A 13,712-nucleotide genomic window follows, 5' to 3' on the forward strand; every position below is an offset into this window, starting at 1 on the left:
CCCCTTATGATTCACAACCCATAACGATCGTAGCTCGACCAACATACATCATTTGGGACCACACGACAACAGTTGGGCTGCCGTACAGCCTTTCACGACCCATGCCAGTCTGCCCGCTGACTAATACCGAGCCTTTCGACCCGATACCACTCGTTGGCCGACTAATACCGAACACCAATGATATCCGGCACCAATCTAGGCACAACCGTTACAGACCCCTTACACTCATAGTATCAACTGATCCGCTTCTTTCATACCTGGCAAATTTAGTTATTTGTCTTTTGCACTGACTGCCCTGATTTTTTCCACAAACACTGCTGCTGCCGGCAAAACATCCACAGCCCACCATGGCTGGCAATCTTCCAATTGAGCAGTTGTATACGCACCTGTTGCGATACCGACAGTATAAGCGCCGATTGATTTCCCACAATCAATATCATTCGGTGTATCACCAATGACAAATAAATTATGCTGTTCCTGACTGCCCCAGTTACTTTGCGCAACCGACAAGGCACTGCGGGCAATATCACCCCGGCGATAATGATCTGCTGCAAAAGCGCTGCGGGAAAAATCGAAATAATCGGCGATACCAAAGTGTTCCAGCTTAATTTCAGCGCCTTTTCTGCTGTTTCCTGTCAGCAAGAGCACTCGGCAGTCATTGCATTCTTTGAGGGCGGCCAATATTTCACGGACCGACGGTAAAATAATCCCCACCCGGGAACGCAAATGTTCAAGCAGCAAAGTCTCATAGTACCGGCATAAGTTAGCAACCTCTTCATTGGTCGGCTCACGGCCTGCAATCGATTTGATTACTTCCCTGCAGATATAATTATCAGTCATACCTGCGGTCGGTATAGAATCAAAATTCACAGCCTGCCCCCAAAGTGCTTCTGCCGCTTCACTTATCGCGTATAAGCCCGCCCTGGAAGTCTTGATCAACGTTCCGTCTATATCCCAATATAATAAATTCATTTCTCGTCTCCCCTCCTGATAAGCTATATATTATTCTTTTTATCGTCAATCTCCTTTACACGACGCTGTTCCTCCCACCACCACAGCAGAGAAATGGTAAAAGTCAGCCATACCGCCCCGGCAGCAAAACCGGCAGCAATATCGCTCGGATAATGAACGCCAAGATAAATCCGGCTTACCCCGATGGCAGCAATAAAAAACATTGTCAGTATGGCAATACCATATCGGTACTGCCATTTTTTTACTCGCCGTGCTATGAGAAAGGCCAGCATCCCATAAAAACAAAGGGAAACCATTGCGTGACCACTGGGAAAACTATAGCCTGTTGCTACTACCATAGTAAATTGATCAGGCCGGGAGCGTTCGAATAAGTTTTTAAGCAAAGAATTGAGCAGCGCACCACCTGCCAAGCAAAGTGCCAGTCCGGCAAACTCCAGCCATCTCCGATAAAACAACAAAATGAGGAAGGAGCAGACAACAATTACGCCATACGTGAAGCCATACCCCAGGTTCGTAATCGTAATCATAACAGGATCAAGCTGCTCAGTCGCAAAATAACGGACAAGCCAGATAACGGTATTGTCAAACAGTCCCATCGTTTGCCGGAAAATAGTTTTCCAGGTTAATTCAAAAAACACAACCAGCATGCTGCCGCTCACTGCCAGAGCCAGAATAATCGCTAAAACAGGCCAGTGATGCTCAAAATGCAGCAGTTTCTTTTTAATTGTTGAATAAATAGGAATGGATTCGGCGTAACGCAAGATAAGCAATACCACATACGGTAATACGAGGAGGCCGAACAGAGTTACCAGTAAAATCCCACCCACCAGCCAGTTAACAATCGGCACCTGCACAGGTCCAGTCACCAGCAGGCTGCCCTCAGTCTGCGCGCCGTTTTGCTCAGTAATTCGGCCTCCCAGTATCAAAATTCCGCCTTTTACCTTGGCCCCTGTTCCAAGGACTACATTGCCATCGACGACCACGATCCCATCATGCACTGTACCATATACAAGAGCATCACCTTGAGCAACCAACAGTCTGCCGATCCGTTGATCCGCCTCAATCCGGATACTTTTATGGACAAAAATATCTGCAACCTTTTCCGTATGTCTGCCTTCAGCTGCAGCAAAACTGCTGCCAAGCAAACATAGAAGCAATATGCTGATGAAGCGCTTTAAGCTAATCAATAATCCAGTCTCCTGCCATGTTATTTTTTAAGTAGTATATACCAAAGTTTACATCTGCATAATTTGACTTTATCATACCATTCGCAGCTCATTGGAACAATACGATTACCAGCTAAAAGAAGGTGCCAGCTTATTCAGCCGGCACCTTCCCTCATTATCCTTGCTTAAACTCTGGTATTGATGTCCTTAAATGAGCGCACCTGCGCGGCAATTGCCCGTTCCGTCGGCAGCCGTTCCATACTGGAAGCACCATAGAAGCCGATAACACCCTTGGTACGGCTAAGCACATAGGCTGCATCCTCCGGTTCAGCCAATGGTCCGCCATGACAAATAACAAAAACATCGCGGTTAATTGCTTTAGCAGCATCATGAATCGCTTGTATTTTCTTTACGCAGTCATCCAAGGTCAACGCAGTCTTTGCTCCAATTGTCCCTTTCGTGGTCAAGCCCATATGAGCTACCAAAATGTCCGCACCGGCTCTGGTCATTTTTTCTGCTTCTTCTTCATTAAAAACATAAGGTGACGTCACCAGATCCAGTTCATGAGCCTTGCGGATCATATCAACCTCCAGATCAAATCCCATGCCGGTTTCTTCCAGGTTCTGCCGGAACATGCCATCACAGAGTCCTACTGTGGGAAAGTTCTGCACCCCGGAAAACCCCATCTCTTTTAACTGCCGCAGAAAAACCTCCATAATGCGGAAAGGATCTGTTCCGCATACGCCTGCCAGCACAGGAGTATCTTTAACGACCGGCAATACTTCGCTCGCCATTTCAACGACAATTGCATTGGCATCTCCATAAGGCATCAAGCCTGCCAATGAACCGCGTCCAGCCATTCTGTACCTGCCCGAGTTATAAATGACCATCAAATCAACGCCGCCTGCCTCGGCACTTTTGGCAGAAAGACCGGTACCGGCACCGGCACCAATAACAGGAATTCCTTTCTCTACCTGCTCTTTAATTCTCCGTAAAACCTCTTGCCTGCTGATTGCCATTTTGCTACCTCCAAACTTATGATTTATTCTCCATTAGCTGGATCAGTTTATCTGCCATTGCTACGGCAAAATGTTCATCATTAATATCTGTATTCATTTCCACCAATTCTATTTTATCCCTGTTCAGCCGGGAGCGAATAGCTGTAAATAGAGCTTGGTCTTCCTCCGGTCCGTAAAAAGGTTTTCCTGCCACATCAATAAGCGACACTCCCTTTAACGGCAGGAATACCGCAGCTCTTCCGGCAGTACGATTGATTTTATCTGCAAGAATTTCACCCAATTGCCTGCATTCTTCTGCAGTTGTTCTCATTAATGTAATCGTAGCATTATGGTGATACAGATTGCGGTCTTTAAACTGCTCAGGAACAGTGTTGGCCGGCCCAAAGTTCACCATATCGAGGGCCCCGACAGAAACGACCTGAGGAATTCCCATCCTGGCGGCTGCCTCCAGGCGATGCGGTCCTGCCGTAAACACGCCCCCGACTAATTCATCCGCCCATTCAGTAGTCGTTGCATCCAGTACACCTTTAATGTAACCGGACTCAATCAAGCTCTCCATTGCTTTGCCACCTGACCCGGTGGCATGGAAAACGAGCACTTCATATCCTTTTGCCTCCAGATATTCCCGTGCAGCAGTTACACACGGAGTCGTTACCCCGAACATAGTAGCACCAATCAACGGTTTGTCTTCACCGGCCTGCGGTACTTCCCCTTTAGCCATACCGGCTATAGCAAAAGCTGCATTAGCCATAATGCGGCGTGATAAGCCATTCAGACCAGCTACGTCAACGACTGAGTACATCATCGTTATATCTTTTTCCCCAACATATGGCCGGGTATCCCCGGAAGCTACGGTAGAAACCATCAGTTTAGGCAACCCTACAGGTAATACCTGCATAGCGGCAGTACCAATTGTAGTCCCGGCTGAACCGCCAAGGCTGATAATACCGGCGATTTGCTCTTCATGCCACAGCTTTGTTACAACAATAGCGGCCCCCTTCATCATAGCATCAATTGCTGCGCCCCGGTCGTCTGCCCGAATTAGTTCAGCAAGTTCACTGCCCGCCGCCCTGGCTACCTCCTCACTGGAGATATGGGGAGAAAAATATGCTTTTCCTTTTATGCCGACATCAATTACAATCGTCTGTACTCCCAAGCCTTCAATAAGTTCTTTAATATACTGAAATTCTTGCCCTTTCGTGTCAAGAGTCCCCAGGATAATAACTTTCTTCGCCATTATTCCACTCCTCTTCCCAGCTGGATTACTTCCGGTTTTAGTATGCTTCGCTGAGGCATCGTCAAATCCTGCCGGAATAATCAGAATATTACCAATGTCAACCACTGATCAGACGAATGCATTTGTAGTGCAGCTATAATACCAAAAAATTGCCAATCTGTTATAATTAGGAGAGGTGCTTCTAGAACTTCGCAAAAAGGAGTGATTGTTATGGTTAGACAGACAAATCAGCCTTTTATCCTGGAGGAAGCGACAGTCGCCAGTATTCACAGTGCCTTTCGCTCCGGCGAGCTGACTGCCGTCCAGCTTGTCCGCATGTATTTGCAGCGCATCGAAGCCTATGACCAGCAGGGGCCAAAGTTAAATGCCGTCATTGCAATAAACCCTTCGGTCGTTGATGAAGCTGAGCAATTGGATCATCAATGGCAAACCTCCGGTATGATGGCAGGTCCCTTACACGGCATACCGGTGCTGGTAAAGGACAATGTTAACACAGTCGACCTGGCAACAACAGCCGGTTCGATTAGTCTCAAAAGTTATTATCCTCCCGCCGACGCTTTTATTGTGCAAAAACTGCGGTCTGCAGGCGCCCTCGTTCTGGCAAAAGTCAATCTTCATGAATTTGCCATCTGGGGTGAGTCAATAAGCTCCATGCTTGGACAGACTGTCAATCCTTATGATTTAAGCCGTAGTCCCGGCGGCTCCAGTGGTGGCACCGGAGCTGCCCTTGCCGCAAATTATGGTGTTCTAGGCATCGGAACAGACACGGTAAATTCTGTACGTTCTCCTGCATCCGCCAACAGTATTGTCGGCCTGCGCCCCACACTTGGACTCATCAGCCGTACAGGCATTATTCCCTATTCTTATACGCAGGACACTGCCGGACCTATGGCCAGAACGGTGGAAGACACTGCCCGCATGCTTAACTGCATGACCGGCTATGATCTTTGCGACCCCCTTACCGGCAAAGCGCAGAACCACACCGAGTCGGATTACACTCAATTTCTTCATATCAATGGCTTGCAGAAAAAAAGAATCGGCATTCTCCGCAGTTTCTGGGGAACAAGTGAAGTCCACCAGGAAGTTAATTCGCTTTGCGAAGCTGCGCTTAGGGACATGCAGAATTTGGGAGCCACGCTGGTGGAGGTTGACCTGGACCTGCAGGCAGAAGACGTTTTGGCGGCCAGTGTCCATTTAATGGATCTCAATTCGCACCTCAGTGCTTACTTGGCAGATCCTCTTAATCGCTTCCCGGTTCACTCCCTTACCGAGATCCTGGAAAGCGGTTCTTTTCATCCAAGCATTGAAACGAATCTGCGGGAAGCTTTATTGTTAAGTGCCCAAACCGCTTCCTATCAGGAGCGCCTGAATCAGCAGTCCCGTCTTCGGCAACTGCTTACAAATCTAATGGAGCTCCAGCAACTAACAGCTCTTGTATTTCCTCACCAAAAACGTTTGGTAGCCCCAATTGGCGAACAGCAGCTGGAACGAAACGGCATGTTAGCTGCCGTGACCGGGTTCCCTTCCCTGGTAGTGCCTGCAGGTTTTTCAGCCGCTTCTCCAGCGGCCCCCGCTGGAGTTCCAGTAGGAATTGAGTTTTTAGGCTTACCCTGGCAGGAAGGCCTGCTGCTCGAAATCGGCTACGCTTTTGAACAAGGTACCCTGCATCGCCAGTCACCGCCTTTTGCCCCAGCATTAAGCTTATGTAACTACTAGGAGGATTTATGGTCAGTACTTTCTCTATCGCAGCCATGGTAGCTGCAGCTACCCTTTCCATTCTTTTACCCATTATTCTGTTCTTTTACTACCGCCGCAAAGAGCAGTTATCGCTAAAAGTAGCATTTGCCGGTATGGCAACCTTTATCATTTTTGCTATGATACTGGAAAGAATTCTTCACACCTATCTCCTTACAATCAATCCTACTACCCAGCAATGGCTTTCAGGGACAGCGGCCTATGTTTTATATGGCAGCCTAGCTGCCGGTTTGTTTGAAGAAGGAGGCCGGTTCCTCGTTTTCCGCTTTCTTCTCAAAAGCAGGCGTTCCTGGTCCGACGGCCTGGCTTTCGGTTTAGGCCACGGAGGGATTGAAGCTATTTTACTCGGCGGAACTACCACCATTCAAAATATCATTTTTGCGCTCAGCTTAAACGCCGGTACCTTGGAACAAAGCCTAGCCGGTACTGTCCCTCCTGAAATAATAGCCGGGATAAAGGCAACGCTCCTGACAACTTCGCCATTTCTCTTTCTGGTCAGCGGAGTTGAACGAATGATGGCCCTTATTATGCAAATTTCGCTGTCATTGCTAGTGCTATACGGCGTACGTACAGAGCGGATCCGCTATCTTTTCTGGGCTATTGGACTTCATGCCTTATTTGATATTCCTGCTGGTTTATTTCAAAAGCAAGTGCTTGGCCTTATGTCGACTGAAGCAATTCTGGCGGTTTTTGCTATCTTGTTACTGTTGTTGCTGCGCAAAGGAAAACACTATTTTACAGATGAGGCAGAAAAAATTCACTAAACGAAGAAAGGAACCCGGAAAGCCGGGTTCTTTCTTCGTTTTATATCTATGGCCGCAAAACAATCTTGATTGCCATATCATCTTTATCAGCTAATTCAAAAGCAGCTTTAATTTCACTTAACGGGAATTCATTCGTGATCAGGGGCTTGATATTAACATTACCCTGAACAACAGGACGCAGGGACGGAGGCGTCCACACGTAGCGTTCCCGCCAGGTGTGGTGCACCAAACAAGTATTAATAAATTCTAAGCCATCATCATGCCACCGGCTGATATTTAATGTTATCGGCTGAGTTACCCAGCTGTAGAAAACAAACTTGCCATTATGCTTGATAATTTCAGAGGCCGTATTAAATGAGCTTTCACCACCTGCCGCCTCTACGACAACATCTGCGCCCCTGTCTCCGGTCATTTTCGCAACAATATCCTTAAGATCCGTTTTTTTCAAATTTACCGTCACATCAGCACCAAGCTGTTTAGCCAATTCCAGTTTGCCATCAAGGACATCGGCGACAATTACTTTGTCGGCTCCTTTTTGTTTTGCACATTGGGCGATAATTTGCCCGGCAAAGCCTCCGCCCATAACAACTACCACATCACCCAGCTGCACTCCCGAATGAAGGCCTGAGTACATGGCGCAGGCAATCGGTTCTCCCAGGCTCACCAGATCCATATCCAACCCCTCCGGAGCCGGCTGGAGCTGAAACTCTTTCGCTACAAAATAATCGGCATAGTTATTGCACCAGCCAAAGGCGATAACCTTATCACCAACCTTGTATTCGCTGACTCTTGAACCAACCTCTACAACCGTTCCGCCGCTCTCATGCCCCAGCCAAAAGGGGAACTTAGGCTCCTGCCGGAATTCAGCCGTTTTCGGCGGCATTTGCCCGCGGTAAAATGCTTTATCAGATCCGCAAATTCCAATAAGATGATTTTTAACCAGTATTTCATCTTCACCGCAAACTAATTCTTTTTCTACCAGTTCAATATCATGGGGTCCTTTTAATAATGCTGCTCTTGTTACAACTGCCATGATAAATCCTCCTCAAATTTAATGGTATTAGGGAATCGCCAATAAGGTAAAAGATATCCAGGCAATAACTGCCCCTCCTGCCGCCATACTTAGTCCCCAGATGAGCAGTTTTTTAAATAAGACAGACTTGTTCTCACTGGCATGAGCATTCGCCAAGTAAATGGCACCGCTTGTCGACAAGGGGCTCATATCAACGACAAACCCGCAGGATACAATTGTAGAAATTAACGGTATCAGTTCATTGGAACTGGCTCCTACTTTTTCCAGTAGAATTGGCGCCATTGGTACGAAGGTGGCGAGGATAACCCCTGTTGTACTGGCATAAGCCGAAATCAATCCGGCAACAAAGCCGGTCACCAAAGATATGGTTGATGTCGATGCCAATTTGGCAATCAGCGCCGCAAACAGGTCAATACCGCCTACCTTAGTCATGAGGGTTATCATCACTGTAACACCGGTAACCATAAGAATAGCGCCCCAAGGCATGGACTTAACTGCTTTATCCTCATCGGCTGTTTTTAATAAAATCAGTATAGCGCCAATCAAAAAGGCTCCCAGCCCAATATCCATATTAAAACCAATGACGCTGACAATATAAACTGCCAGACCGATTAATGTCAGCCATTGCTCTTTGCTAAAAGGCTCTACTTTCATGTTGGCAAGAAAGGAGCTTTCAGCAGCAGAACGATTTTTGAGCAGCTTATGTCCGCCGAAAACAAAATAGGCTATAACAGAAGCGGCAAAGTGAACCCACACATTATTAAACCAGATCAGCATGCTAATATCACCCAGACCAAGCTTATTGGTCAGACCGGTCGTAATAATGCCGCCAATGGCAATTGGCGACATGCCGCCGGCATGCCCCCCGTTTCCAGCCATTACAGCCAAGAGCAATGGATTTACTTCTATCTCTTTCGCGAGCAGCATGACTGTTGGCGCAAGCAATGCAGCCGTTACCGTCGGCCCCGGCCCTGCAGCCCCGATCACTAAAGCAATGAAAAATAATAGAATAGGTAAAAGGGCTACTTTGCCTTTTACTCCTTTAATGACATACTTGGTTACTTTTTCCAATGTTCCGTTGTTCTGCGCAATAGAAAAGAGGAAGGTAGTTCCTGCAAGCATAATAAAGAGGCTCGTCGGATATCCTTTTAAAATTTCATCAACTTTTATATCGCCCAGATAGTGTCCGATTACCAGAGCAACTCCTAACGCCATGATACCAATGTTACGGGTTGAGATACAGCTTACAATTATGACGACAATAAGGGCCAGCAAAGAAATAACCGCTAATGACACACTATTCCTCCTCCTGCGTTCGATAATGGCTGATGGGCACCGCTTCTACTTCCTCCAATCTCATCTAATTTTCACAATATACTAACTAAGCAACTTTCATGCCAAAGAAAAGAACTTCACCCCTTCCGGCCTACGCTGGCCGCAAAGGATGAAGTTCTTCGCTATTTCGTTTCAATGTTACGTTTCATTTGTTGCATCTACAGTTTCATGAAACACCTAGAAATGGTCATCAGGAAGGGACAATTTTCTCCATAAGGTCGTTCTGCTAATCCCCAGGAGACGGGCGGCCTGCATTTTATTGCCACCTGTTCTCTGCAGGGCGTCGTGAATGGCCTTTTTATCTGCAACAGCAGTTTCCGGCTTACTGTTGTGTTCCAAAGCGGCTTCTGTTCTTTCCAGAGACAAAATACGCAATATAGCCGCTTCAGTAATCATTGCCCCCTCCGCCAAAACTGCTAAGCGTTCACAAACGTTGCACAACTCCCGTACATTGCCAGGCCAGTTATAGCTTGCCAACAAACGCTCTGCCGCTGGCGACAGCCGTACTGGATTCTTTTGAAAACGGTTTGTGTAAACAGCAAGGAAATGTTCTACCAGCAGCAATATATCCCCATGTCTTGCGCGCAGCGGCGGTACATGAATATGCAGAACATCCAGGCGGTATAAAAGATCGCGCCGGAAAGCATTCTCCAGGGCAAGCTGCTTTAAATCCTTATTGGTAGCGGAAATGACTCTCACATCCACCGGAATAATGCGGTCATCACCTAGCCGCATTATTTCTCTTTCCTGCAGTACCCTAAGCAGTCTTCCCTGCAATTTTAAAGGTATTTCCGATACTTCATCCAGAAAAATTGTCCCCTGATGGGCTAATTCAAACAGACCCGGTTTACCGCTTTTTGCTGCCCCGGTAAATGCTCCCGGCACATAGCCGAACAACTCACTCTCCAGCAAGTTTTCCGGAAGCGCTGCACAGTTAACAGCCATAAACGGTCCTTTGCGCCGCAGGCTGTTATTGTGACAGCTTTGTGCAAATAGTTCTTTCCCGGTACCGGTTTCACCAATCAGCAGGATATTGGAATCGACTTTGCTGAATTTCCTTGTCATTTCAATTGTCTCAGTAAGAGTTGTGCTTGTCCCAATAATATCAGGAAAGGAGTATTTGGCCTTTAAACCGGTATAATGGATTTTTTCCCGTATCCGACCTTCCAATTCCTGAAGCTTCGAAGCATGCTGGAAAGTAGCCACCGCTCCTACCACTTTATCTTTTACCTTTACAGGAACCCGGTTTTTAACGACTAGGGCACCGCCAATCGTCTCCAAATCACCCAGCTCAGCTTCCCCGGTTTCCAGTATTCTCAAGAGTCCGGTATTGGGAAGCACGCTTCTAATATGCCTGCCGAGCGCTTTTTGTGTGCTGACTTTGGTGATTGCTTCAGCCGTCTTGTTAAATACCGTAACATAGCCTTTCTCATCAATAGCCAGAACGCCTTCGTAAGCGTGATCCATAATCGCCTTTACTCGCTCGGCGATTTCCTGGTTATGCTTCGCTACCCGGGCTGTTCGCACCGCTTCGCCAAGGGCCTGCAGAATTGCTTCTTTCCCTGATTCAATCAATATCGCATTTAAGCCATGCCGTTTGGCAATTTCCACAGTCATTGCACCGCTAATTATCGCATCGGCGCCGCTTGCAAGCGCTGTTTTGACACATTGTTCAGCATCCTCTTCTTCCATAACCCGGTAGCACTGAATCTCAACCCCCAGCGCCCCGGAGATATTCTGCACACCGTAAATCATAGAATCGGAGCCCATAATGGCGATATGCTGCGCATTAAATTGTTTGCGACAGGACATGACGGCATTAATGACATCGTAGCCTGTAACAGGCAGATTTATGACAGGAATGTGCGGATAGGCCGTCTGCAGCGCCGAAGCAGTCACTCCCCGGGCAATAATTGCATCACAGTCAAAATACAGTTTTTCAATGATTTTTACGCCCGTTGCAGACACGATCTGCAACAGAACATTCATTTCCCGGCTTTCGGTAGCGACAGCCTCAGCAAGCTGTTTGCATTCTTCATAGGGCGCAACCAGTGATACGTTGATCATTCCCGCACCTCCTTATGCATCATCACTTTCCTTCATTATGCCTGTCTTTCCTGCTTGGGACAAACTATTTTAAAGTTCTGCTTCAAAACTAAGCGTAGGGCTGGAAGGGGCTTGCTCAAGTATTGCTGAGACAGCCCCGGTCAACATAGACTACGCTGCCAAGGCCACCTTTCTCCTGCTTTTTCTTACCCAGTAAGACGCCAGCAGACTGCCGCTGAAATTGTGCCACACACTAAAAATTGCCCCCGGAACAGCCGCCAGAGGATCAAGATGGACCAACGCCAGCGCTACTGCAAGGCCTGAATTCTCCATGCCGATTTCATAAGAAATTGCTCTGGCCTGAGACTCACTCATCCCCAGTGATAACGAGGACCAATATCCCAGCAGCAAGCCCAATACATTATGCAGTGCAACTGCCACCAGAGCAAGAACTGCCACACCTGCCAGCTTGGCTGCATTAAGAGCCACTACGGCGCTTACGGTTATCACGATTGCCAGTACCGATACAGCCGGAATAACCGGCTGCAGTTTTTCTACCCACTCGTTCGCCCAATAGCGGATTATCATTCCTGCGATAATCGGAACAACGACGATTTTCATAATATCCAGCAGCAAAGCTGCCGCATCTACCGGAATAACCGCACCGGTAATAAAAAGAAACAACAGCGGTGTCAAAAGAGGGGACAACAGCGTATTAACGCTGGAAACGGTTATCGACAGTGCCGTATCTCCCTTGGCAATAAAGGTCATTACATTGGACGCCGTACCGCTGGGGCAGCAGCCTACCAGCAGCACTCCTGCAGCGATGGCCGGGTCAAGTGCCAGTACCTTAGTCACTGCCCAGGCAACGCCTGGCATTATAAGATAACGCAGCAAAACACCATAGCATACATCCCTGGGCCTCGTCAGCACCATTTTAAAGTCAGCGGTTGTCATGGTAAGTCCCATCCCAAGCATAATCAGCCCCAGCAAATAAGGGATATATTTCCCCAATGGCTTAATCACAGCCGGTTGGAAGAAAGCGATTCCTGCTCCCAGCATAACCCACACCGAAACAGTACTGGTAATAACGCCCGCAAGCTTAACTAACTTCACCATGGTGCTCATGCCCTCTGCATTTTAAGATTTGATTATGTTGATCGACATGAACAACGATTGGTTCCAGTGCTTCTGCTTCTTCCCTGCTGCACAGGACATAGCTGATAATAATAACCATATCCCCCGGCTGCACCAGTCTGGCTGCAGCCCCATTCAGACAAATAATGCCGGACCCGGCCTGACCGGGAATGACATAGGTTTCCAATCTCGCTCCATTATTGTTATTGACAATTTGTACTTTTTCACCAGGTAAAATGCCGGCTGCTTTTATCAGTGATTCATCAATTGTAATACTGCCCATATAGTTAAGTTCGGCCTGAGTAACGATAGCGCGATGTATTTTGGATTTCATCATAGTTAACAGCATATTGTCGTTTACTCCCTTTCCTCAAGAATAACATTATCGATCAGGCGTGTTGTGCCGAAGCGCCCGGCTACCGCAAGCAGCGCTTTGCCGTTGATAGTTGTAATTTCCTGCAGCTCGGGAAAAGCATAAATTTCCACATATTCCAATACAGCTAATGGTTCTTTCATAATTGTATTGCGAACTTCACTTACAATCAGCCGGCAGTCCTGCTCCCCTTGCATAACCAGACTGCGGGCACGCTGCAAACTATGGCTGAGTACCAGCGCCGCAGTCCGCTGTTCAGGTGTCAGGTAGCTGTTGCGTGAGCTTTTAGCCAGTCCGTCCGAATCACGGACAATCGGTACCATATGTAACTCCACATCCATATTCAAATCACGGACCAGCTTCATCAGTACGACAACCTGTTGTGCATCTTTTTGTCCAAAAAAAGCTTTGTTAGGCTGAACAATATTGAATAGCTTTGTTACTACAGTTGTTACACCGCGAAAATGACCTGGCCGGGTTTTCCCACACAGTTTTTCTGTAATTCCTTCCACATTTACCCATGTGCTCCACCCCTCGGGATACATCTCAGCAACAGCCGGATGGAAGACAACATCTACTCCGGCCCTCTGGCAGGCGGCAAGATCTGCTTGCCAAGTCCGCGGATAAGCACTATAGTCTTCATTTGGTCCAAATTGGGTAGGGTTAACAAAGATACTGGCCACTACAATATCGCAGCAGTTTCTTGCCTCTGCCATCAGGCTCAAATGTCCCTCATGCAAAGCACCCATTGTAGGAACCAGCCCTACTTTTTTCCCTTGTAGTTTGGCCTGTCCAATAAATTCTCGCATCTCGGATACTGATTCAATAACGGCAACCACTTTTATCTCCTCCTAAAATGCGACAATAAAAACACC

General features: G+C 47.4%; 13 protein-coding genes. 2 read left to right on the forward strand and 11 right to left on the reverse strand.

Annotated elements, in window-relative coordinates:
- Positions 1 to 4: 4 nt before the first annotated feature.
- The 5 genes from EV210_RS22980 to EV210_RS03905 form a co-directional block, all read right to left on the reverse strand.
- A complete protein-coding gene (locus EV210_RS22980; protein WP_243650427.1) occupies positions 5 to 205 on the reverse strand; it encodes a hypothetical protein in 201 nt (66 codons plus the stop codon).
- Between the two features lie 65 nt (positions 206 to 270).
- On the reverse strand, positions 271 to 972 hold the full coding sequence (locus EV210_RS03890) for an HAD family hydrolase (RefSeq protein WP_132075853.1): 702 nt from the start codon (positions 970 to 972) through the stop codon (positions 271 to 273).
- Between the two features lie 23 nt (positions 973 to 995).
- Positions 996 to 2,159, reverse strand: a complete 1,164-nt coding sequence (locus tag EV210_RS22985; protein WP_243650428.1) for a phosphatase PAP2 family protein — start codon at positions 2,157 to 2,159, stop codon at positions 996 to 998.
- Positions 2,160 to 2,323: 164 nt separating this feature from the next.
- A complete protein-coding gene (locus EV210_RS03900; RefSeq protein WP_132075856.1) occupies positions 2,324 to 3,157 on the reverse strand; it encodes a phosphoenolpyruvate hydrolase family protein in 834 nt (277 codons plus the stop codon).
- A gap of 16 nt (positions 3,158 to 3,173) precedes the next feature.
- Complete coding sequence (locus tag EV210_RS03905) at positions 3,174 to 4,394, reverse strand: Tm-1-like ATP-binding domain-containing protein (RefSeq protein ID WP_132075859.1); 1,221 nt, start codon at positions 4,392 to 4,394, stop codon at positions 3,174 to 3,176.
- Between the two features lie 210 nt (positions 4,395 to 4,604).
- On the opposite strand from EV210_RS03905, the gene EV210_RS03910 reads away from it, so the two are divergent.
- Positions 4,605 to 6,110, forward strand: a complete 1,506-nt coding sequence (locus EV210_RS03910) for an amidase family protein (RefSeq protein ID WP_132075862.1) — start codon at positions 4,605 to 4,607, stop codon at positions 6,108 to 6,110.
- A gap of 8 nt (positions 6,111 to 6,118) precedes the next feature.
- Positions 6,119 to 6,913: a YhfC family intramembrane metalloprotease gene (locus EV210_RS03915; protein ID WP_132075865.1), complete on the forward strand. Its 795-nt coding sequence runs from the start codon at positions 6,119 to 6,121 to the stop codon at positions 6,911 to 6,913.
- 46 nt (positions 6,914 to 6,959) lie between these two features.
- Here the strand turns inward: EV210_RS03915 and EV210_RS03920 are convergent, their stop codons facing one another.
- From EV210_RS03920 to panC, 6 genes are all read right to left on the reverse strand, one after another.
- On the reverse strand, positions 6,960 to 7,946 hold the full coding sequence (locus tag EV210_RS03920) for a zinc-dependent alcohol dehydrogenase (protein ID WP_132075868.1): 987 nt from the start codon (positions 7,944 to 7,946) through the stop codon (positions 6,960 to 6,962).
- 27 nt (positions 7,947 to 7,973) lie between these two features.
- Complete coding sequence (locus EV210_RS03925; protein ID WP_132075871.1) at positions 7,974 to 9,242, reverse strand: SLC13 family permease; 1,269 nt, start codon at positions 9,240 to 9,242, stop codon at positions 7,974 to 7,976.
- Between the two features lie 216 nt (positions 9,243 to 9,458).
- A complete protein-coding gene (locus EV210_RS03930; RefSeq protein WP_132075874.1) occupies positions 9,459 to 11,348 on the reverse strand; it encodes a sigma 54-interacting transcriptional regulator in 1,890 nt (629 codons plus the stop codon).
- 150 nt (positions 11,349 to 11,498) lie between these two features.
- Positions 11,499 to 12,446 carry a bile acid:sodium symporter family protein gene (locus EV210_RS03935; RefSeq protein ID WP_132075877.1) on the reverse strand — a complete coding sequence of 316 codons (948 nt, stop codon included), beginning with the start codon at positions 12,444 to 12,446 and terminating at the stop codon, positions 11,499 to 11,501.
- Positions 12,430 to 12,813, reverse strand: a complete 384-nt coding sequence (gene panD, locus EV210_RS03940; protein WP_132075880.1) for an aspartate 1-decarboxylase — start codon at positions 12,811 to 12,813, stop codon at positions 12,430 to 12,432. The genes EV210_RS03935 and panD overlap by 17 nt, the downstream gene beginning before the upstream one ends.
- An 8-nt stretch (positions 12,814 to 12,821) precedes the next feature.
- Positions 12,822 to 13,676, reverse strand: coding sequence for a pantoate--beta-alanine ligase (gene panC, locus EV210_RS03945; protein ID WP_279388478.1), 855 nt, complete (start codon positions 13,674 to 13,676; stop codon positions 12,822 to 12,824).
- Positions 13,677 to 13,712 lie beyond the last annotated feature (36 nt).

It is taken from the genome of Anaerospora hongkongensis (assembly GCF_004339805.1).
GTDB classification, from domain to species: Bacteria; Bacillota; Negativicutes; order Sporomusales; family DSM-15969; genus Anaerospora; species Anaerospora hongkongensis.

What these genes read in the sequence shown, in the direction of transcription:
- EV210_RS03890 (WP_132075853.1), bottom strand. Translation starts at nt 972, where the DNA reads ATGAATTTATTATATTGGGATATAGACGGAACGTTGATCAAGACTTCC.
- EV210_RS03900 (WP_132075856.1), bottom strand. Translation starts at nt 3,157, where the DNA reads ATGGCAATCAGCAGGCAAGAGGTTTTACGGAGAATTAAAGAGCAGGTA.
- EV210_RS03905 (WP_132075859.1), bottom strand. Translation starts at nt 4,394, where the DNA reads ATGGCGAAGAAAGTTATTATCCTGGGGACTCTTGACACGAAAGGGCAA.
- EV210_RS03910 (WP_132075862.1), top strand. Translation starts at nt 4,605, where the DNA reads ATGGTTAGACAGACAAATCAGCCTTTTATCCTGGAGGAAGCGACAGTC.
- EV210_RS03915 (WP_132075865.1), top strand. Translation starts at nt 6,119, where the DNA reads ATGGTCAGTACTTTCTCTATCGCAGCCATGGTAGCTGCAGCTACCCTT.
- EV210_RS03920 (WP_132075868.1), bottom strand. Translation starts at nt 7,946, where the DNA reads ATGGCAGTTGTAACAAGAGCAGCATTATTAAAAGGACCCCATGATATT.
- EV210_RS03930 (WP_132075874.1), bottom strand. Translation starts at nt 11,348, where the DNA reads ATGATCAACGTATCACTGGTTGCGCCCTATGAAGAATGCAAACAGCTT.
- EV210_RS03935 (WP_132075877.1), bottom strand. Translation starts at nt 12,446, where the DNA reads ATGGTGAAGTTAGTTAAGCTTGCGGGCGTTATTACCAGTACTGTTTCG.
- panD (WP_132075880.1), bottom strand. Translation starts at nt 12,813, where the DNA reads ATGCTGTTAACTATGATGAAATCCAAAATACATCGCGCTATCGTTACT.